Origin of the sequence: Streptomyces sp. NPDC048337 (genome assembly GCF_043201175.1) — a bacterium.
GTDB lineage: Bacteria > Actinomycetota > Actinomycetes > Streptomycetales > Streptomycetaceae > Streptomyces.
Window position 1 is genome coordinate 35,380 of the sequence record NZ_JBICYR010000015.1, and the last position, 18,205, is coordinate 53,584.

General features: G+C 74.9%; 19 protein-coding genes. 11 read left to right on the forward strand and 8 right to left on the reverse strand.

Features of this window, described 5'->3' with window-relative positions:
• Positions 1-135: 135 nt before the first annotated feature.
• From ACGFYU_RS23305 to ACGFYU_RS23315, 3 genes are all read left to right on the forward strand, one after another.
• Positions 136-1,074, forward strand: coding sequence for a PAC2 family protein (locus ACGFYU_RS23305; protein WP_393829237.1), 939 nt, complete (start codon positions 136-138; stop codon positions 1,072-1,074).
• A gap of 47 nt (positions 1,075-1,121) precedes the next feature.
• On the forward strand, positions 1,122-1,745 hold the full coding sequence (gene coaE, locus ACGFYU_RS23310) for a dephospho-CoA kinase (RefSeq protein WP_393829238.1): 624 nt from the start codon (positions 1,122-1,124) through the stop codon (positions 1,743-1,745).
• Positions 1,746-1,868: 123 nt separating this feature from the next.
• A complete protein-coding gene (locus ACGFYU_RS23315) occupies positions 1,869-2,270 on the forward strand; it encodes a tetratricopeptide repeat protein (protein ID WP_393829239.1) in 402 nt (133 codons plus the stop codon).
• A gap of 3 nt (positions 2,271-2,273) precedes the next feature.
• Here the strand turns inward: ACGFYU_RS23315 and ACGFYU_RS23320 are convergent, their stop codons facing one another.
• Together ACGFYU_RS23320 and ACGFYU_RS23325 are read right to left on the reverse strand one after the other, a co-directional pair.
• Entirely contained in the window at positions 2,274-2,534 is a 261-nt protein-coding gene (locus ACGFYU_RS23320; protein WP_393829240.1) for a DUF6343 family protein, read from the reverse strand.
• A gap of 62 nt (positions 2,535-2,596) precedes the next feature.
• On the reverse strand, positions 2,597-3,211 hold the full coding sequence (locus ACGFYU_RS23325; protein ID WP_393829241.1) for a hypothetical protein: 615 nt from the start codon (positions 3,209-3,211) through the stop codon (positions 2,597-2,599).
• A gap of 154 nt (positions 3,212-3,365) precedes the next feature.
• Here ACGFYU_RS23325 and ACGFYU_RS23330 point away from each other — a divergent pair, with 154 nt between their 5' ends.
• From ACGFYU_RS23330 to ACGFYU_RS23340, 3 genes are all read left to right on the forward strand, one after another.
• A complete protein-coding gene (locus ACGFYU_RS23330) occupies positions 3,366-4,661 on the forward strand; it encodes a helix-turn-helix domain-containing protein (RefSeq protein WP_393829242.1) in 1,296 nt (431 codons plus the stop codon).
• A 120-nt stretch (positions 4,662-4,781) separates the two neighbouring features.
• Positions 4,782-7,634, forward strand: a complete 2,853-nt coding sequence (locus tag ACGFYU_RS23335) for an SNF2-related protein (protein WP_393829243.1) — start codon at positions 4,782-4,784, stop codon at positions 7,632-7,634.
• A complete protein-coding gene (locus ACGFYU_RS23340) occupies positions 7,631-8,836 on the forward strand; it encodes an SWIM zinc finger family protein (RefSeq protein ID WP_393829244.1) in 1,206 nt (401 codons plus the stop codon). Before ACGFYU_RS23335 ends, ACGFYU_RS23340 begins: the two co-directional genes overlap by 4 nt.
• Here ACGFYU_RS23340 and ACGFYU_RS23345 read toward each other — a convergent pair.
• Positions 8,817-9,365, reverse strand: a complete 549-nt coding sequence (locus ACGFYU_RS23345) for a hypothetical protein (RefSeq protein ID WP_393829245.1) — start codon at positions 9,363-9,365, stop codon at positions 8,817-8,819. The two genes, ACGFYU_RS23340 and ACGFYU_RS23345, sit on opposite strands and share 20 nt — an antisense overlap.
• A gap of 127 nt (positions 9,366-9,492) precedes the next feature.
• On the opposite strand from ACGFYU_RS23345, the gene ACGFYU_RS23350 reads away from it, so the two are divergent.
• Entirely contained in the window at positions 9,493-10,161 is a 669-nt protein-coding gene (locus tag ACGFYU_RS23350) for a chaplin (RefSeq protein WP_393829246.1), read from the forward strand.
• On the opposite strand, the gene ACGFYU_RS23355 is transcribed toward ACGFYU_RS23350, so the two are convergent.
• Positions 10,158-10,811 carry a DUF2293 domain-containing protein gene (locus ACGFYU_RS23355; RefSeq protein WP_393829247.1) on the reverse strand — a complete coding sequence of 218 codons (654 nt, stop codon included), beginning with the start codon at positions 10,809-10,811 and terminating at the stop codon, positions 10,158-10,160. The genes ACGFYU_RS23350 and ACGFYU_RS23355 overlap by 4 nt on opposite strands.
• A gap of 142 nt (positions 10,812-10,953) precedes the next feature.
• On the opposite strand from ACGFYU_RS23355, the gene ACGFYU_RS23360 reads away from it, so the two are divergent.
• The gene (locus ACGFYU_RS23360) at positions 10,954-11,343 is read left to right on the forward strand and encodes a cupin domain-containing protein (RefSeq protein WP_393829248.1); all 390 of its coding nucleotides are present in this window, start codon (positions 10,954-10,956) and stop codon (positions 11,341-11,343) included.
• Here the strand turns inward: ACGFYU_RS23360 and ACGFYU_RS23365 are convergent.
• The gene (locus ACGFYU_RS23365; RefSeq protein ID WP_393829249.1) at positions 11,296-12,741 is read right to left on the reverse strand and encodes a WGR domain-containing protein; all 1,446 of its coding nucleotides are present in this window, start codon (positions 12,739-12,741) and stop codon (positions 11,296-11,298) included. The two genes, ACGFYU_RS23360 and ACGFYU_RS23365, sit on opposite strands and share 48 nt — an antisense overlap.
• A gap of 93 nt (positions 12,742-12,834) precedes the next feature.
• Here ACGFYU_RS23365 and ACGFYU_RS23370 point away from each other — a divergent pair, with 93 nt between their 5' ends.
• Positions 12,835-13,485: a uridine kinase gene (locus tag ACGFYU_RS23370; RefSeq protein ID WP_393829250.1), complete on the forward strand. Its 651-nt coding sequence runs from the start codon at positions 12,835-12,837 to the stop codon at positions 13,483-13,485.
• A gap of 26 nt (positions 13,486-13,511) precedes the next feature.
• Here ACGFYU_RS23370 and ACGFYU_RS23375 read toward each other — a convergent pair whose 3' ends face one another.
• Both ACGFYU_RS23375 and ACGFYU_RS23380 read right to left on the reverse strand, forming a co-directional pair.
• The gene (locus ACGFYU_RS23375) at positions 13,512-14,477 is read right to left on the reverse strand and encodes a carbohydrate kinase family protein (RefSeq protein WP_393829251.1); all 966 of its coding nucleotides are present in this window, start codon (positions 14,475-14,477) and stop codon (positions 13,512-13,514) included.
• The gene (locus ACGFYU_RS23380; protein WP_393829252.1) at positions 14,474-15,409 is read right to left on the reverse strand and encodes a pseudouridine-5'-phosphate glycosidase; all 936 of its coding nucleotides are present in this window, start codon (positions 15,407-15,409) and stop codon (positions 14,474-14,476) included. The genes ACGFYU_RS23375 and ACGFYU_RS23380 overlap by 4 nt, the downstream gene beginning before the upstream one ends.
• 130 nt (positions 15,410-15,539) lie before the next feature.
• Here ACGFYU_RS23380 and ACGFYU_RS23385 point away from each other — a divergent pair, with 130 nt between their 5' ends.
• Both ACGFYU_RS23385 and ACGFYU_RS23390 read left to right on the forward strand, forming a co-directional pair.
• Positions 15,540-16,085: a class I SAM-dependent methyltransferase gene (locus tag ACGFYU_RS23385; protein ID WP_393829253.1), complete on the forward strand. Its 546-nt coding sequence runs from the start codon at positions 15,540-15,542 to the stop codon at positions 16,083-16,085.
• 99 nt (positions 16,086-16,184) lie between these two features.
• On the forward strand, positions 16,185-16,574 hold the full coding sequence (locus ACGFYU_RS23390; RefSeq protein ID WP_393829254.1) for a cupin domain-containing protein: 390 nt from the start codon (positions 16,185-16,187) through the stop codon (positions 16,572-16,574).
• On the opposite strand, the gene ACGFYU_RS23395 is transcribed toward ACGFYU_RS23390, so the two are convergent.
• On the reverse strand, positions 16,564-17,871 hold the full coding sequence (locus ACGFYU_RS23395) for an MFS transporter (protein WP_393829255.1): 1,308 nt from the start codon (positions 17,869-17,871) through the stop codon (positions 16,564-16,566). The two genes, ACGFYU_RS23390 and ACGFYU_RS23395, sit on opposite strands and share 11 nt — an antisense overlap.
• Positions 17,872-18,205 lie beyond the last annotated feature (334 nt).

The following is an 18,205-nucleotide window of genomic DNA, read 5'->3' on the forward strand; positions in this document are numbered from 1 at the left end:
CGTCCCCTTCGGGGGGCGGGCCTCATCGCGTTTTCCCCGTGATCCGTTGCGTTCTCGTGAATGCGTCCAACTGGGGAATGGTGGGGCCGCCTTGGACGTTCTTGGCAGAGAACGCGGCGAGGAGGAGTGGTGACGGTGCTTGATCCACAGGGTTTGTACGAATGGGACGCCAAGGGCCTGGCGGTGGCCGACCTGGCGCTCGCCCAGGACTCGGCCGGGCTGGTCATGCTGTACCACTTCGAGGGGTACATCGACGCGGGCGAGGCCGGGGAGCAGATCGTCGAGCGGCTCCTGGACACCCTGCCCCACCAGGTCGTGGCCCGCTTCGACGCGGACCGGCTCGTGGACTACCGGGCCCGTCGCCCGCTGCTGACCTTCCAGCGCGACCACTGGACGGAGTTCGAGGAACCCCGGCTGGAGGTCCGCCTCGTCCAGGACGCCACCGGAGCGCCCTTCCTGCTGTTCTCCGGCCCCGAGCCGGACGTGGAGTGGGAGCGGTTCGCGGTCGCCGTCCGGCAGATCGTCGAGCGCCTCGGCGTCCGTCTCTCGGTCAACTTCCACGGCATCCCCATGGGCGTCCCGCACACGCGGCCCGTCGGCATCACCCCGCACGGCAACCGGACCGACCTCATGCCGGGGCACCGCAGCCCCTTCGACGAGGCGCAGGTGCCGGGCAGCGCGGAGTCGCTGGTGGAGTTCCGCCTGGCCCAGGCCGGGCACGACGTGCTGGGTGTCGCCGCGCACGTACCGCACTACGTCGCCCGCTCCCCGTATCCGGACGCCGCGCTGACGGTGCTGGAGGCGATCACGGCGGCGACCGGGCTGGTACTGCCGGCCGTGGCGCACGCGCTGCGGACCGAGGCGCACCGTACGCAGACGGAGATCGACCGGCAGATCCGGGAGGGCGACGAGGAACTGGTCGCCCTGGTGCAGGGGCTGGAGCACCAGTACGACGCGGCCGCCGGCGCCGAGACCCGGGGGAACATGATGGCCGAGCCCGCGGAGATCCCGTCGGCGGATGAGATCGGCCGCGAGTTCGAGCGGTTCCTCGCGGAGCGCGAGGGCGAGAACTGAGCCGAGGGGGCTGTGGGGGCGCCGGGAGCTCGGTCTAGGCTGCGGGCATGCTGAAAGTGGGCCTGACGGGCGGAATCGGTGCCGGCAAGAGCGAGGTCTCGCGGCTGCTGGCGGGGTACGGGGCGGTCATCGTGGATGCCGACCGGATCGCGCGGGAGGTCGTCGAGCCCGGTACGCCGGGGCTCGCGGCCGTCGTGGCGGCCTTCGGGGAGGCGGTGCTGACCGCGGAGGGGGCGCTGGACCGGCCGAAGCTGGGGTCGATCGTGTTCGCCGATGCCGCGAAGCTCCAGACCCTCAACGCGATCGTCCACCCGCTGGTCGGGGCCCGGTCGGCCGAGCTGGAGGCCGCCGCGGGGGCCGACGCGATCGTGGTGCACGACGTACCGCTGCTCGCGGAGAACGGCCTGGCACCCCTGTACGACCTGGTGGTCGTGGTGGACGCGGCGCCCGGGACGCAGCTGGCGCGGCTGACCGAGCTGCGGGGGATGGCCGAGGAGGAGGCGCGGGCCAGGATGGCCGCGCAGGCCACCCGGGAGCAGCGGCTGGCCGTGGCGACCCTCGTGATCGACAACGACGGGCCGCTGGAGGCGCTGGAACCGCAGGTGCGCGCGGTGTGGGAGGAGCTCACGGCGCGGGCTGCGAAGCAGGCCGTGGAGCAGGCGGCGGAGTAGCCGTGGAGCGGGGCGGGGCGCGGGGCGGGCGGCCGGGCGGACGGATCGTCAGGTCTGACGTGCCGTGGAATAGCGGGCGCGGCGTGGGGCGTTGAACGCGGCCGTAGAGGGAAGGAACAGACCGTGTCCGACACCACGCCGCACTCCTCGCCGTCCTCGTCGTCCGGTGCGGCGAGCCCCGAGACGCACGTCATCGACTACCGGGCCGCCGAGCGGCTGCTCGCCGCACGCGACCCGCGCGGTGCGGTCAGGCTGCTCGACTCCGTCATAGCCGCCCACCCGGAGAACACGGCGGCCCGACTGCTGCGCGCCCGGGCCTTCTTCGCCGCCGCCCAACTGCGTCCGGCGGAGCTGGAGTTCGAGCTGGTGCTGGAGCGCGAGCCGGACAACGCCTTCGCCCACTTCGCGCTGGCCCGTACCCACGAGCGCTCCGGCCGGCCCGCGCAGGCCCGCAAGCACTTCCGGCTGGCCGCGGCGCTGGACCCGCAGCCCGAGTACCTCCAGGCCGCCCGTTTCGAGGACTGAGTCCTACCGGCGGCGGGGCGGCTCGTACGGAGGGATGTCCGGCCCGGGCTGGTAGTGCGGGCCCTGGTGGATGTGGTGCAGGATCACGGCCAGGTCCACCGTCACGATGACGGCCAGGACCCCGCAGGCGGCCGCCCAGCCGGGGCGGCCCGCCAGGGAGAAGGCGGCCGTCCCGGCGACAGCCCACATCAGCCCCCACATGCCCAGCCAGAACCGCAGCCGCAGCGGACTGCGCGCGGTCACGGGCTCGTTTCCGGAACGCATGGCCATCGCCTCGCCTCATGTCCATGGTCCCACCGATGCGGGCGGTCGGGGGCGGCCGCGCGCTAGGGGTTGAGCTTGTCGACGGCGGTGGTGGTCGTCTTCTTGAAGGCCGGGACGGGGGCGTCGGAGAGGTCGCCCATCTGCCCCCACTTCACGACCGTCACGGTGGAGCCGTCGCGTCCGATCCCGTACAGGTGCACGCCGGGCTCGGAGTCGGGGACCGAGGTGTGCACCCCGTAGACGTGTGCGCCCTCCTCGACGGGGAGCTTGCCGTAGTCCTGCCAGGAGGCCGTGCCGCCCGGGGTGGTGCGCAGCCAGTCGGAGGCGCAGGCCGCGACCTTGCGCTCGATGGCTGCGGCCAGCTTGGCGGCCGCGGAGGGCGAGGAGGACCGTACGGAGATCTGCACGGCGCCGGTGTCGAACTCGGTGCCGAACGTGCGGTGCCGGCTGCCCGTCGCCGGAAGGACGCCCTCCAGGCAGAACGGCGCGAACTCGGGCAGCCCCTTGGTGATCTCGCCGGTGTACCAGACGGAGCCGGGGTGCGGCGGCAGATCGGTGCCGGTGATGAACCCGGGCGCGGTGGCGGCCGTGGCAGTGGTCGATCCCGTCAGGGCGAGGGCGGTGGCCGCCGCGAGGGCGGCGAGGGCGGTGGTGGCGGTGGCGGTGCGTCGGAACATGGTCGGTTCTCCCCGTTTCCGTCGGTGCGTGTCCGTACGCCGAGAGCCTTGCCCCGAAGCGGGGTGTCGGGCGACGGATCGGGGCGGATTCGGGACACTGGAATGGCCGTACGTGCTGTCATCTGGGGGAACACCCCCTGCATGGAACGGAGTCGTGGGACGGGGGAACGCCGTGGGCGTGGGCGCGGGCGAGGGTGCGGGTGAGGCGGAGCGGTTCGCGCTGCTGATGCGGGAGCTGAAGGAGCGCGCCGGGCTGAGTTACGGGGTGCTGGCGCGCAGGCTGCACACGAGTACCTCGACCCTGCACCGCTACTGCAGCGGGGAGGCGGTGCCGGCGGAGTTCGCGGTGGTGGACCGCTTCGCGCGGGCCTGCGGGGCCTCGGTGGGGGAGGCGGTGGACCTGCACCGGGCGTGGCTGCTGGCGGACGCGCGGAGGCGGGCGGCGGCGCGGGGCGCGCAGCCGGATCCCGAACCGGCGCCGTCTCCGGTCGGGGGGCCGGGGTCGGGGGCTGAGGATGTCGTGGGGGTCCGGCCGGCCTGGTACCGGAGGCGGCGCCTGGCCGTGGTCGCCGCGGCCGGGGTGGCGGCGGGGGCGGTGGCCGTGGCGGTGCTGGCGGCGGCCGGGCCGGAGCGCGGTACGCCGTCGGGCGCCGCGGGGGCCGTGACCGGCTCGTCGGCGTCCGCCGCGGCGACGGCGACGGCGACTGCGGCGGGGCCCGGGAGCCCCGCCACGTCGGCGTCGCCCGGACCGGCCGTCACCCCCGCGCCGTCGGCGGTACCGGTGCCGGGCCCGGGGTCCGCCCCGCCTTCGGCGCGGCAGCCGGAGCCGTCCGCCCCGGCGGTGCCGCTGAGGGCGGCGGTACGGTCGCACGTGTGGGCCGCCGGCTGCGATCACGCCTACCTGGCCGATCGGGCCCCCGGCGCGGTGCCCCCGCCGCCGGTGGAGGCGGACGCGCCCGCCTGGGCCGCGGCCCAGGGGGCCGTGCACGCCGGAACGCAGATCGTGGAGGTCACGCTGCACGGCACGGGACCGGGCAGCGTCGTCCTGGAGGGCCTGGAGGTACGGGTGGCCGCGCGGCGGACCCCGCCGGCCTGGAACCTCTTCCAGATGTCGCAGGGCTGCGGCGGCTCGCTCACCCCGGCGGCCTTCGCGGTGAACCTGGACGCGTCGCGCCCCCTGGCCCGGCCGGTCGCCGGGAACGACGCGGGCGGCACGATCCCGGCCCCCGCCTTCCCCCTGCGCGTCTCGGCGTCCGAGCCCGTCGTCCTGCGCGTGGAGGCCACCACCGCGGGCTGCGACTGCGACTGGTCCCTGGACCTGCGCTGGAGCGGGCCGGCCGGTTCCGGCACCCTGCGCATCGACGACGGCGGCCGCCCGCTGCGCACGAGCGCCGCCACCGGCCGGCCCGTGTACGGCTACGCGACGGAACCGGGCCGCTGGGGCCGCTGACCCGAAGCCTGGGCATATGTGCAGGTCAGTGGCTTTGTCAGTGGGCCCGCCTAGACTCGGCGACAGAAGGGGATCCGTATCGGGGATCCCTATCGGCCGGGCAGCAGGGAGGGGGACGCCGTGGCGACATCACCGCAGTCGGAGCAGACCCGCGCCCTGCTGCGCCACGCCGCCGTCTTCCTGCCCGCCGCCGTCCCCCGGGAGGGGCGCGTCGCCTTCTGGGCGCCCGACGGGGACGCCCTGCCCGAGGCGGGTACGCCCGCGCCGCTGACCGTGGTCCGCCCGCACGGAGACGGGGTCCGCAGCCGGACCGTGCCCTCCGTGAGCTTCTCCGTCGCCACTGCCCTGCCCCTGCTCTTCCGGGCTCCCCGCAGCCCCGCCGCGCACCCCGCCACCCGTGCCTGGGGCACCGCCGCCACGCAGGCGCTCACTCTGGTCGCCCGAGGCAGGCTGCTGCCCGGGCTCACCCCCGCGGGGGTCGACGCCTGGCGGGCCGGGCCGCTCGACGCCGCCGATGTGGACCACCTTCGGGCGGTCGCCGCCGCGCTGCCGTACGAGGGGTACGCGACCCCCCTGGCCGGCCGCCGCCCCCTGCACCTGCCCGAACCGGAGGCGCTGGTCCGCGCCTTCCTCGACGCCGTCGCCGACAGCCTGCCCCGCACCCCGGCCGCCGCCGTGGCCGCCGGCCGGCCCTTCGCCGCCCGGGAACCCCAGCGGGTCCCCGGGATACGGGACTGGGCCGCGCAGGTCGCCGCCGGATCCGATACGGGCGTCGGGATCTCGCTGCGGCTCGACCTGTCCTCCTTCCGCCTCTTCGACGAGGCCGAGGAGGCAACGGATTCGGTTCAGGACGTGCGCCGCGCCGGGGCCGCCGTCGTCCAGGTGCACAGCCTCGCCGACCCCACCCTGGTCACCGACGCCGGACAGCTGTGGGCGGGCACGGCGGCCGCCGGGTTCGGCCCCCGGGCGCGGATCGATGCCGTGCTCGCGCTGCGCCGGGCCGCGCGGGTCTGGCCGCCGCTGCTGCGCCTGCTCGACCAGCCCGTCCCCGACGCGCTCGCCCTGTCCGATCCGGAGCTCGAAGACCTGCTGGGCACGGCCGCGAGCCGGCTGGCGGCCGCCGGGGTCCTGGTCCACTGGCCGCGCGAGCTGGCCCGGTCGCTCTCCGCGACCGCTGTCGTACGCTCCACCGCGCCCGGTTCCGCCATCGACGGCACCGCCTTCTTCGACGCCGAGCACCTCTTCGCCTTCTCCTGGGAACTGGCGCTCGGCGGCGACCGGCTCACCCCGGGGGAGATGGACGCCCTCGCGCAGGCCCACCGGCCCGTGGTGCGGCTGCGCGACCAGTGGGTGCGCGTCGATCCGGAACTGGTGCGCAAGGCGCGCAAGCGGGACCTGGGTCTGCTGGACCCGGTGGACGCGCTGGCCGCCGTACTGTCGGGGACGGCCGAGGTCGAGGGGGAGCCGGTCGAGGCGGTTCCGGTGGGGGCGCTGGCCGCCCTGCGGGAGCGGCTGACCGGTGAGTTGGCCCCGCTGCCGCAGCCCGCCGCCCTCAAGGCCACCCTGCGCGACTACCAGGCGCGCGGCCTGGCCTGGCTGGACCTGATGACCTCCCTCGGGCTCGGCGGCTGCCTCGCCGACGACATGGGCCTGGGCAAGACCGTCACCCTGATCGCGCTGCACCTGCACCGGGAGCGCCCCGAGCCGACGCTCGTGGTGTGCCCGGCCTCGCTGCTGGGCAACTGGCAGCGGGAGATCGAGAAGTTCGCCCCCGGCACGCCGGTGCGCCGCTTCCACGGCGGGGGCCGCGGCCCCGACGACCTGACGTCCTGCGCGGGCGGGTTCGTGCTCACCACGTACGGGACGATGCGCGCCAGCGCCCCGCTGCTCGCAGAGCAGAGCTGGGGCATGGTCGTCGCCGATGAGGCCCAGCACGTCAAGAACCCGCATTCGGCGACGGCGAAGGCGCTGCGCACCATCCCGGCGCCGGCCAGGGTGGCGCTCACGGGCACGCCCGTCGAGAACAACCTCTCCGAGCTGTGGGCGCTGCTCGACTGGACCACGCCCGGGCTGCTGGGCCCGCTCACCACGTTCCGGGCCCGCCACGCCCGCCCGGTGGAGCACCAGCAGGAGGAGGACGGCGGCAACGAGGCGGCGGTGGCCCGGCTGTCCGCGCTCGTGCGGCCGTTCCTGCTGCGCCGCAAGAAGTCCGATCCGGGGATCGCGCCCGAACTCCCGCCGAAGACGGAGACCGACCATCCCGTCTCCCTGACGCGTGAGCAGGCCTCGCTCTACCAGGCGGCGGTGGACGAGGCGATGGCCGTCATCGAGTCGAGCGAGGGCATGGAGCGGCGCGGCATGATCATGAAGCTGCTGGCCTCGCTCAAGCAGATCTGCAACCACCCCGCTCAGTACCTGAAGGAGGAGGCGCCGCGGATCCCGCACCGCTCGGGCAAGCTGGCGCTGCTCGACGAGCTGCTGGACACGATCCTGTCCGAGGGCGGCTCCGTGCTGGTCTTCACGCAGTACGTGACGATGGCCCGCCTCATCGAGCGCCATCTCGCGGCCCGCGGCATCTCCCGTCAACTCCTGCACGGCGGGACGCCGGTGGCGCGCCGCGAGGAGCTGGTGGACCGCTTCCAGGCGGGCGAGGTCCCCGTGTTCCTCCTCTCCCTGAAGGCGGCGGGCACCGGCCTGAACCTCACCCGCGCCGGCCATGTCATCCACTTCGACCGCTGGTGGAACCCGGCCGTCGAGGAGCAGGCCACCGACCGTGCCTACCGGATCGGCCAGACCCAGCCCGTGCAGGTGCACCGGATCATCGCCGAGGGCACCGTGGAGGACCGGATCGCCGAGATGCTGGAGGCGAAGCGGGCCCTGGCCGATGCGGTGCTCGGCTCCGGGGAGGCGGCGCTGACCGAGCTGACCGACCGCGAGCTGGCCGACCTCGTCTCCCTGCGGAGGCCCGCATGATCACCGCGCGGGACGACCGCCGACGCACCTTCGAGTCCGTGCCCGCCGGGGTGGAGGCGGTCAGCTGGTGGGGCCGGGCCTGGGTGTCGGCGCTGGAGGAGGTCTCCCGCGACACGGCCCGCCTGGCCCGGGGCCGTACGTACGCCGCCGAGGGGCACGTCGACGCGGTCACCGTCACTCCCGGCCGGATCGTGGCGTACGTACGGGGCAGCAGAGTCCGCCCGTACCGCACCGAGCTGACCCTGCCCGCATTCGCGGACGCCGAGTGGAGCGAACTCCTGGAGGCGGTCGCGGCCGACCCCGGGGCCCTCGCCGCGCTGCTGGAGCGGGAGGTTCCGCAGTCGCTCGCGGAGACGGTCCTGCCCGGCGCGGGCGAGCTCCACCCGCACTGCTCCTGCCCGGACTTCGGACGTCCGCCGTGCAAGCACGCGGCCGCCCTCTGCTACCGGGCGGCCCGCCTCCTCGACGAGGACCCCTTCGTGCTGCTGCTCCTGCGCGGCCGCGGCGAGCGGGAGCTCCTCGACGAGCTCGCCCGGCGCAACGCCGCCCACGCCGCGCGTGAACAGCCCGACGCCGCACCCGACTTCCCCGGCGTCCCGGCCCGCGCCGCGCTCGCCCGGACCAGCCTGCAGTTGCTGCCCGCGCCGCTCGCCGCGCCCGCCGCCGTGGGCCTCCCGCCGGCCTACCCGGCCGACCCCGCGGCCCCGGACCCGCTCGCCCTGGACCAGCTCGCCTCCGACGCCGCGGCCCGCGCCCTCGCCGTCCTGACCACCGCCGAGGACCCGATCGCCGGGCTCGACCTCTGGCAGGACGCCGTCCGGCTGGCCTCCGCGCACCCCACGGCAGGCCTCACCGGCGCGGCCCGCGCCCTCTACCGAGACCTGGCCCGCGCCACGGGCCGTACCACCACCGACCTGGCCCGGGCGGCGGCGGCCTGGCGCCAGGGCGGCCGCCCCGCCCTCGCCGCCCTCGAAGAGCCCTGGGACCCGCCGGCCGGCCCCTTCGACCGTGCCCGCCCGGCCCTCCTCGCCGCCGCCCAGGGCTCCTTCCGCCCCGACCGCAACCGCCTCACGACGGCCACCCGCCAGCTACGCCTCGGCCGTGACGCCCTCTGGTACGCCTACGAGTCCCGCCCGGACGATGAGGACTGGTGGCCCACGGGACACCCCTCCCCGGACCCGGTCACGGCTCTGCTGGGCTGATCCCGGCCGCCCAGCGCGTCAATGTGCCGAAGTCGCGGTCGCGGAGGCCGTGGCGGGGGCGGATGCGCAGGAGGAGGGCCGGGGTCGGGTGGTGGGCGGCGACCCAGGCGCGGTCGGCGGGGGTGATCATGTCGTCGACCCAGGCGAATGGGCGGCCGGCCGCCCAGTCGAGGAGGTGGCGGGTCTTCCAGGAGAGGCCGTCCGGGTCCCGGGCGAAAAGTTCCGGCCATTCGACTACAGGAAGATCACCGGGTAGTCCGATGTGCGGGGCGATCATCGTGTTGGCCTGGTGCGTCCAGGCGGTGGCCCAGGCGAGTTCGAAGGGCAGGGCCAGCAGCCGGGCGCCGTGGGAGGGGTGGAGGCGGACCCGCGCGCCGCGGCGGGCGCTGCGGGACTCCGGGTCGCGGTAGGAGAGCCAGACGTCCGGTTTCATCCGGTGGCTCGTGTACCCGCGCAGGCGGGCGAAGGGGGACCGGAAGGGGTTGAGCGGGCCGTCCACGTCGAGGAGGAGCAGCGGTCGTTCAGTCATGAAGTACGCACTACCCAGTACACGATGGAGTGAAATGCCTACCGGCTCTATAACCCGAATGGGTTGAGCGCGTTGTTTCCGGTGCGGGCGCGACGCCCGCGAAACCCTCCGGAAGGCAGGAAAACTGATGCGTCACAGTCGTCGGAATGGCTTGATCGCGGCGCTGGTTGCGGGAGGTGGGCTGGCGGTCGCGGGTGCGGGCGGATTCGCCCACGCCGATGCGGACGCGGGCGGGCAGGCCGAGCGGTCGCCGGGGCTGCTGTCCGGGAATCTGGTGCAACTGCCGGTGCACGTCCCGGTGAACGTGTGCGGGAACACCGTGAGCGTGGTCGGCGTACTCAACTCGGCCGCCGGGAACCGCTGTACGAACGGGAATCCGGAGCCAGGGCCCTCGCATCCTTCGTCCCATCCCTCGCACCAGGCGAAACCGGGGACCGGCAACGGTGGCGGAGCCGTCGCAGAGGGGCGGGGAAAGGATTCGCCGGGGCTGCTGTCCGGCAACGGCCTCCAGCTCCCGGTCGACGTGCCGGTGAACATCAGCGGCAACTCGGTGAGCGTCGTCGGGGTCGGCAACGGCTCCCACGGGAACACCTCCGTCAACGGGGAGACCCCCTCCGGCGCCAAGCCGCCCCAGCCGCCCGTCACCGAGCGACCGGTGACCCCGCCGCCCGCCCCGGCGCGGCCCGGCGAATCCCTCGCGCACACCGGAGCCGACGGCGTCGGCTACCTCATCCCCGGCGGGGGAGCCCTGCTCCTGGGCGGCGCGTTCCTCTACCGCCGCTTCCGGCTCACCTAGGGCAGTACGCGCCAGCCGTCCAGGATGGCGTCGATCTGCGCCGCCAGCCGGGCCCGGGCGGCGAAGCGCGGCACGCCGGCCATCAGCAGGGCGTCGTACTCGGTGTCGGTGTGCCGTACGGCGGCCCGTACCGCCACCGAGACGGCCAGTTCGTCGAGGGCCCGGCCGGCCGCCGTGCGACCCACCCGCCCGCTGCCGCGCACCGAGGCGTGGGTGGCTATCGCCACGGCCCGATCGGCCGGGCACCCGGGGAACAGCCGCACGATCTCGGCGGCGAAGGCCGCCGTGAACCGGGTGTCCTCGGCCGCGCGGCGCAGCCGGTCGCGCTCCCGGCGCCGCGCCCGCGCCTCGGCGTCCGCGAGGCAGGCCCGCTCCGCCCGGGCCAGGGCGGCATCCTCGACGAGGAGGCCCAGGCGCTCGTAGCGGCGCCGACGCCGGTTGAAGCGCAGGACGACGGCGCACAGCGAACTCGCCTCGCGCGAGCGGCGGGTCAACGCCGCGTCCCCGCGCGGAAGGTAGACCAGATGCCCGAGGTCGGCGCAGTCCAGGCAGCGCGGCACGCCCGCTTCGCGCACCAGGTGCCGGAGCGGGCCCTGCCGGCACCCCGCGCAGTGGATCTGCTTCTGAGACTCGAACACCACCAGGCTCATACCCATGTGATACCGCCGCCCGGGCCGCCTATCACCTGGAGCCGGGCGGAGGCTGGGGTTTGCCCAACTTCCCCTGGATCTGGGGATGTCCACCTAGCGTGGCGCCAGCGGGCGGCCCGGTCGGCCCGTGGAGGAGGGGGACATGGGTGGACGGCAGGCGACGGCACGGCCTCCGGAGGCGGCGGCTTCGGGTGACCTCGTGGGCAGGGAGATCGTCATAGAACCCGGTGGATGCACCGGCTGGCATTACCACAGGGTCCCGCTGATCGTCTTGGTCAAATCGGGGACGCTGACGCGGATCCTGCACGACCGCACGGTCGTGGTGCACGCTGCCGGGTCCAGCTTCATCGAGCCGGCCGGCATCCGGCACCTCCACCTCGGGCGCAACCTGGGCACCGAGCCGGTCGTGCTCTACGTGACCTGCGCCCTGGCCGAGGAGGACCCCCTGTCCATACCCGCCCCCGCCAGGCGGTGCCGGTGCCGCTCACACCAGTCGGCGTATCTCCCCGCGCACCCGGTAGAAGCCTCCTGAGGCCGCGTGCAGCCCGTCGACCACATACCGGGCGCCCACCTCCCGTATCCCGCGCGGGAACTGCACGTTCCATCCGGGCTCGAAGCCTCCCGACACCACCTGCACCCGCATCCGGCCGCCCCGCTGGACGCACTCCACCACCACGCCGCCCGTCGGCGCCGAAGCCACCGAGACCGTGGCCACCGCGGCGGGTGAGGCAGCCGGGGTGTACACGGGCAGGGCGGCCGCCGACTTCACATCCACCGCGGTCGGCACCGATCCCTGCTGGGCGGCGGCTATCGCCTGCTCGCTCGCGTCCACGCAGACCAGCGATCCGTCCGTGGTGACCAGGTAGAGCCGCCCGTCGAGGTACTGCATGGACAGCGCCGCCCCGCTGCCCGTGCCCAGCTTCCACAGCCGGTGCCCCTCCGCGTCGAAGCAGTACACCGACGAGGCGAGGTCGCCCGCGAAGACGTGCCTGCCGTCCGGCGAGGTGGCGCACGAGTACACCGCCGCGTCGCACCGGTACGTGGCCTCCACCGCACCGGTGGCCTTCGACAGCCGCTGTACGGTCTTGCGCCCGGTGCCCGCATACACCGCGTGCTCCTCCTGCCAGCCGAACAGGACATTGCCGCCGGTCTCGGTGTGCCACAACTCCCGCCCGCCGTCAGGGGCGTACGCGGTGACCCCCTTGCTGTGCCCGTGGTACACGGCCCGCTCGTCCGCCCGGACCATCCAGGCGTTGGTGCCGGCCGAGCGGCGCGACCACTGGAACTCGTCCTCGTGGTCGATGACCGTCAGACCGCCGCTGCGGTCGGACACGTTCAGCACGCCCTCGCGGATGTCGAGCCAGAAGATGTCCACATCCGCCGCTATGTCGTACGCCCCGAACGGCACCTTCGACGACAGGTCGTACACCGTGCCGTCGTCACAGCCCGCGTATATCCAGAACTCGTCCGCCACCAGGCACTTCACCCCGTCCGGCAGGGAGTAACGGGCCAGCACCTCACCGCCGTGGCTCAGCGTGTACACATCGCCCGCCTGGTTGCCGACCCAGCAGCGGTCCTCGTCCACATGGATGCCGAACGCCGACGAACCCGTCCGGAAGCGCCACAGCACCGGGGCCACGGCCCGCGCCGTCGACGGCGCCGACGTGACCTGGCGGCGGGTCACCGACCGCGCGGCGCGCTGCCCGGGCACCGCCGGGGCGTACCCCTTGCGGACCTTCTCCCCGATCTTCTTCGCGGCGGCCGCCCGGGCCTTGTCGGCGGTCGGGAACGAGGAGCTCTGCAGCTGGCCGGTCGCGCCGATGCGCCCGTACCGCACCGAGACGGCCGTGCCGTCGACCGTCACCTCGTAGAACTTGTGCGCCGCACCGTCGTCCTGCGACAGCTCCAGATACGTCGTCTCCCGAGCCATGACAGACCCCTCCCCAAAGGCCGGGCCACCGGCTTCCTTTCCGCCGGTGATCCCTCGTGAAAAACGCTACGGGCCACCACTGACAATGGGCTGGTGCAGCTGGAAGCGATCACATGGCAGCGGATGGCCGAGCGGCTCGCCGGTCACCTCGACGACCCCGATGCCCGCCCCGAGCAGGGCAGTTGGCAGAGGGTGGGGATCGACGGAGCGCCGGCCGCCGGGACCGGCGTCCTCGCCGGGCAGCTCGCCGACGCGCTGCGGGCGCGCGGGCGGTCGGTCCTGGTGGTGCCGGCCGAGGGCTTTCTGCGGCCGGCCTCCCTCCGCTTCGAGTTCGGCCGCGAGGACGTGGACTCGTACCTCGGCGGCTGGTACGACACGGCCGCGCTCTGGCGGGAGGTGTTCGGCCCCACGGACCCCGGCGGCACCGGGCGGGTGCTGCCCGACCTGTGGGACCCGGTGACCGACCGGGCGACCCGCAGCCCGTACACCGAACTCCCGCCCGGCGGGGTGGTGATCGTGCACGGCCCGCTCCTGCTGGGCCACTGGTTCCCCTTCGACCTCAGCGTCCACATCCGGCTCTCGCCGGGCGCGCTCGCCCGCCGCACCGAGGAGACCGCGCGCTGGACCCTGCCCGCCTTCGCACGCTACGAGGCGGACACCGACCCGGCGGCCGCCGCCGATGTACTGGTCCGGGCCGACGACCCCCGCCACCCCGCCTGGACGGGCCTTCGCGGGGGACGGTGAACGGACCGGGGGCCACCCCTACCCGGTCACGGCCTGCCACCCAGCCGGGTGACGGCCAGCGCCGCCGTGTGGCAGCCGGCGCGGGCGGCCTCCGCCGGGTCCGCCCCCGCCAGTCGGGCCGCGAGGAAACCGCCGGTGAAGGCGTCCCCGGCGCCCGTGGAGTCCACCGCTTCGGCCGCCTCCGCGGCGACCTCGGCGGTGATCCGTCCCCGCTCGGCGACCAGCGCCCCCGCCGCGCCCCGCGTCACCACCACCAGCGGCACCCGGCGGCTCAGCTCCGCCGCCGCCCGGGCCACTCCGGCGGGCTCCGGCAGCCCGGCGAGCAGCCGCGCCTCGTCCTCGTTGGGCAGCAGTACGTCGGCCCCCGTCACGGCGTCGAGGAACCGCCGCGGGCCCAGCGTGATCAGGAAACCGGCCGACGCGGGGTCCACGCTCACCGGCACCCCCCGGCTCCGGGCCGACCGCAGCGCGATCAGGGCCAGCTCCCGGCTGCTGTCGGCGAAGAACAGGTAGCCGGACAGGTGCAGATGGGCCACCCCGTCCAGCAGGGACGGACTCCAGTCGGCGGGGCACAGCCGCAGCGCTGCCCCGCTGTCGGTCAGGAAGGTCCGCTCCGCGTCCTTGCCGACCAGTGCGACCACCGTCCCGGTCGGCTCCTCCCGGTCGATCACCAGCCGCGGCCGCACCCCAGCGTCCAGCAGCGCCCGCTCGTGCCAGCGCGCGGACTCGGAGCCCACCCGGGCGAGGAGCCGTACCTCCGCGGCCCCCGTCTGCGCCGCCCAGCAGGCCGCGTTGGCCCCGGCGCCGCCCGGCAGGGTCCGGATCCGGGCGGCCGTGTCCGTGGCCGGAGCCAGCGGTTCCGGATGCACCGCCACCACGTCGGTCACCACGTCGCCGACGATCAGCAGCGCCCCCGGCCCGCCGGTGCTGCCCGCCCCGCCGGTGCCCGCAGCGCCGTTGCCGAGGGCGCCGCTCGGGCCCGCCCCGCTCATGCCCGCGCCGCCCAGGCCCCCGCGATCCCGGCCCCGAGCCGCACGTTGCCCCGTACCGCCGCCAGGTTCGCCTCCAGCGATGCCCCGCCCGTCGCCCGCACCAGGAACCCCAGCAGGAACGGGGTCACCGCCTGCCCCGTGATCCCCCGTTCCCGGCACTCGGCCAGGGCCTCGGCCAGCACCCGGTCGTGCAGCTCCGGATCCAGCTGCTCCGCCTCCGCCACCGGATTGGCCACCAGCAGCGCCGACTCCGGGCCGCCCAGCGCGTCCTGAGCGGCCATCACCGCCGCGACCTCCTCCGGCCCCTGCACGGTCCAGTCCACCGGCTCACCCGAATCCGCCAGGTAGAACCCGGGGAAGCGCTGCGTCCGGTACCCGAGCACCCCCACCCCCAGCGTCTCCAGGCGCTGCAACGTGGCCGGCACGTCCAGGATCGACTTCACTCCCGCGCACACCACCGTGATCCGCGTCCGGGCCAGCAGGGACAGGTCCGCCGACTCGTCCTGCGTCTGCGCCCACTCCCGGTGTACGCCGCCCAGCCCGCCCGTGGCGAAGACCCGCAGGCCCGCCCGCGCTGCCAGGAAGGCCGTCGCGGACACGGTCGTCGCCCCGGTCGCCCCCGTGGCCAGTGCGGGCGCCAGGTCCCGGTGGCCGAGCTTGCGCACGCCGTCCCCGCCCGCGATCCGCTCCAGCTGCGCCTTGTCCAGGCCCGCGCGGGCCACCCCGTCCACGACCGCGATCGTCGCCGGAACCGCACCCTCCGAGCGGACCAGAGCCTCCAGTTCGAGGCCCACCGCCAGATTGCGGGGGCGCGGCAGGCCGTGCGCGATGATCGTCGACTCCAGGGCCACGACGGGCCGGCGCCGGGCGAGCGCCTCTCGTACCTCTTCGGACAGGACCACCGGGAGCTCAGATGCTGTGTGCTGTGACATGTCCCCATCCATGGCACGGGATTCACGCCCCCAAACGCCCTCCCGCCCCAGCCGTCCCAACCTGTCCGAGTAGCGTTCCCCCACGGACACGCGCCGCTTCGACGACGAACTGGCCGACCGGTACGACCTCATGTACGCGGACTGGGACGCCGGCGTCGCCCGCCAGGGCCGGGCCCTCGACACCCTGCTCACCGCAGCACTGGGCCCGGGTCCGCACACGGTCCTCGACAGCGCCTGCGGCATAGGCACCCAGGCTCTGGGCCTCGCGGTCCTGGGCCACCGGGTCACCGGGGCCGACCTCAGCCCCGTCTCGGCCGTCCGCGGCGCGCGGGAGGCCGCGGGGCGGGGGCTCGCCCTGCCCGTCGCCGCGGCCGACATGCGGGCCCTGCCCTTCGCGGACGCCTCCTTCGACGCCGTGGTCTGCGCCGACAACGCCCTGCCGCACCTCCTGACGGCCACGGACGTTCGCGCTGCACTGGCCGAAACCCTGCGGGTCCTGCGCCCAGGGGGCCTGGTCCTGCTTTCAACCCGCCCGTACACGGAGCTGCGCCGGGCCCGGCAGCAGAGTCGGACCGCCGCTTTCGCCCGGCAGGAGGGCTTCCGGGACACGGTCTGGCACGGACGGGCGGACACCGGGTTCCACCAGCCGGTCCTCGCCGCCAGGCGGCCCGGCTGACGCGGCGGAGTGACTGGACAGGTTGACTCGTCGGCCGGGATGTTGCTGGACGCTCCGCTCACCGCGCCGTGCGGGCGGGCGGGACTAGGCTGGCGCGCCATGAGCACCAGTGATCACGCAGCAGCCGGCGAGCCGGCCCCCGCCTCCTTCGCCGTCTCCGTACCCGACCTCCCCGACTCCGAGCTGGAGGCCGAGGACCTCGACCCCGACCAGATCGTCTCCGGCGAGCCGGTGGTGACGGGCAAGGTGCTGTGGGAGTCGGCGGACGGCAGGCAGGTGCGCGGGATCTGGCAGATCACCCCGGGCGTGGTCACCGACGTCGAGGCCAACGAGCTGTTCGTGGTGGTCAGCGGCCGCGCCACCATCGAGGTCGAGGGCGGCGGGACCCTGGAGGTGGGCCCCGGCAGCGCCTGCTTGCTCCGGGAGGGCGACAGGACGACCTGGACCGTGCACGAGACGCTCCGCAAGGCCTACCACATCAGCTACTGACCCCCTTCGAAGGCGCGGGCGCCGTCACGGGGTGGCGGCGGGCGGTGACCAGCGCGAGCGCCGCCAGCGGCAGCAGCAGGCCGGCGCCGATGGCGTTCAGCCAGCCGTAGCCCGCCTGGGACATCACGAGGCCGGCGGCCGCGCCGCCCACGCCCGCCGACGTGTTCATGGTCAGGTCGCTCAGGCCCTGTACGGCGGCCCGCGCGGGCTGCGGTACCGAGTCGGTCAGCAGCGCCGAACCGGACACCATCCCCGCCGACCAGCCGAGGCCGAGCAGGAAGAGCCCGGCGGTGCTCTGCGCGTGGTCTCCGGCGGCCGTCCCGGCGAGCAGCGCGGCGACCGAGAGCAGCCCGGCCGCGAGGCCGATGACGGACAGCCTGCCGAGCCGGTCGGCGAGCCAGCCCATGACGGGCGAGAAGGCGAACATGCCGGCGATGTGCACGCTGATCACCAGCCCGATGAGCTGCAGGCCGGCGCCGTGGTGGCCCAGGTCCATCGGGGTCATGACCATGATCGAGACCATGGTGGTGTGGGACACGGCGACGGTGACGAGGGCGAGCCGGGCCCGCGGGGAGGCCTTGACGGCGGCGAACCCCGCGCGCAGCGAGCGGCCCTCGCGGGTCTGCTCCTCGGGAGCGGCCAGCGCACGGGCCGTCAGCAGCGGGTCCGGGCGCAGGAGTACGCCGATCAGCGTGCCGGTAAGGACGAAGACGACGGCGGCCCACACGAAGGGGCCCGCCGTCTCGGGTATGGAGGTCCCGGCGAAGCTGCGGCTGGCCGGGGCGGACAGGTTGGGGCCGAGCACGGCGCCGATGGTGGACGCCCACACGACGACGGAGATCGCCCGGGCCCGGCGGTCCGGGGCGGCGAGGTCGGCGGCGGCGAACCGGGCCTGGAGGTTGGCGGAGGAGGCGGCGCCGAAGGCGGCCATGCCGAGCAGGAGCAGCGGGAAGCTCTTGACGGTGGCGGCGAGGACGACCACGGCCGCGCCGGTCGCGCCGATCGCGTACGCCAGGACCAGCCCGGCGCGGCGGCCGCGCGCGGTCATCAGCGCGGCGAGCGGCAGCGAGACCAGGGCGGTGCCGATCACTGCGGCGGTGGAGGCGAAACCGGACATGGCTTCGGTGCCGCTGATCTCGGTCGCGAGGACGGGGGCCAGGGCGATGCTGATCGGCACGCCGAGCCCGCCGAGGATCTGGCTGGTGATGAGCACGGCGGAGGTTCGGCGCTGCAGCCGGGCCAGGTCCGGGAGGCCGGTCGGCGGAGCGGTCCGGTCCGTGCCGGGGGAGGTGGTCACGTCGTACACCTCCCTCGCTGGGGCGCGAGCGGGCGCGCCTGCGAGGCGCGGGCGGACGGTGCGGCGGAGGTAGTCACCGCGGCAGTGTCCCACCCCTTACCGCCTGGCGGAACCGGGATTCGGCGACCCCCGGTGCTCCGCCCCAGACCCCGCGCCTCGAACGCCGGCGAGGCCGACATCGCCCCTGGGGCCGTCCAGCCCACCGCGCGCACAGCCCGCGGCCTCCGCCCCGGATCCCCCGCCTCGAACGCCGGAGAGCCAGAAATCGCCCTGCGGCCAATCCAACCCGCCGCCCACCCAGCCCGTGCCGGGCGCAAAGCCCGCACCGGCGGCT

Coding starts and splice junctions, on each gene's coding strand:
- coaE (WP_393829238.1), top strand. CDS start 1,122: ATGCTGAAAGTGGGCCTGACGGGCGGAATCGGTGCCGGCAAGAGCGAG.
- ACGFYU_RS23320 (WP_393829240.1), bottom strand. CDS start 2,534: ATGCGTTCCGGAAACGAGCCCGTGACCGCGCGCAGTCCGCTGCGGCTG.
- ACGFYU_RS23325 (WP_393829241.1), bottom strand. CDS start 3,211: ATGTTCCGACGCACCGCCACCGCCACCACCGCCCTCGCCGCCCTCGCG.
- ACGFYU_RS23340 (WP_393829244.1), top strand. CDS start 7,631: ATGATCACCGCGCGGGACGACCGCCGACGCACCTTCGAGTCCGTGCCC.
- ACGFYU_RS23345 (WP_393829245.1), bottom strand. CDS start 9,365: ATGACTGAACGACCGCTGCTCCTCCTCGACGTGGACGGCCCGCTCAAC.
- ACGFYU_RS23350 (WP_393829246.1), top strand. CDS start 9,493: ATGCGTCACAGTCGTCGGAATGGCTTGATCGCGGCGCTGGTTGCGGGA.
- ACGFYU_RS23355 (WP_393829247.1), bottom strand. CDS start 10,811: ATGAGCCTGGTGGTGTTCGAGTCTCAGAAGCAGATCCACTGCGCGGGG.
- ACGFYU_RS23360 (WP_393829248.1), top strand. CDS start 10,954: ATGGGTGGACGGCAGGCGACGGCACGGCCTCCGGAGGCGGCGGCTTCG.
- ACGFYU_RS23365 (WP_393829249.1), bottom strand. CDS start 12,741: ATGGCTCGGGAGACGACGTATCTGGAGCTGTCGCAGGACGACGGTGCG.
- ACGFYU_RS23375 (WP_393829251.1), bottom strand. CDS start 14,477: ATGAGCGGGGCGGGCCCGAGCGGCGCCCTCGGCAACGGCGCTGCGGGC.
- ACGFYU_RS23380 (WP_393829252.1), bottom strand. CDS start 15,409: ATGTCACAGCACACAGCATCTGAGCTCCCGGTGGTCCTGTCCGAAGAG.
- ACGFYU_RS23385 (WP_393829253.1), top strand. CDS start 15,540: ATGTACGCGGACTGGGACGCCGGCGTCGCCCGCCAGGGCCGGGCCCTC.
- ACGFYU_RS23390 (WP_393829254.1), top strand. CDS start 16,185: ATGAGCACCAGTGATCACGCAGCAGCCGGCGAGCCGGCCCCCGCCTCC.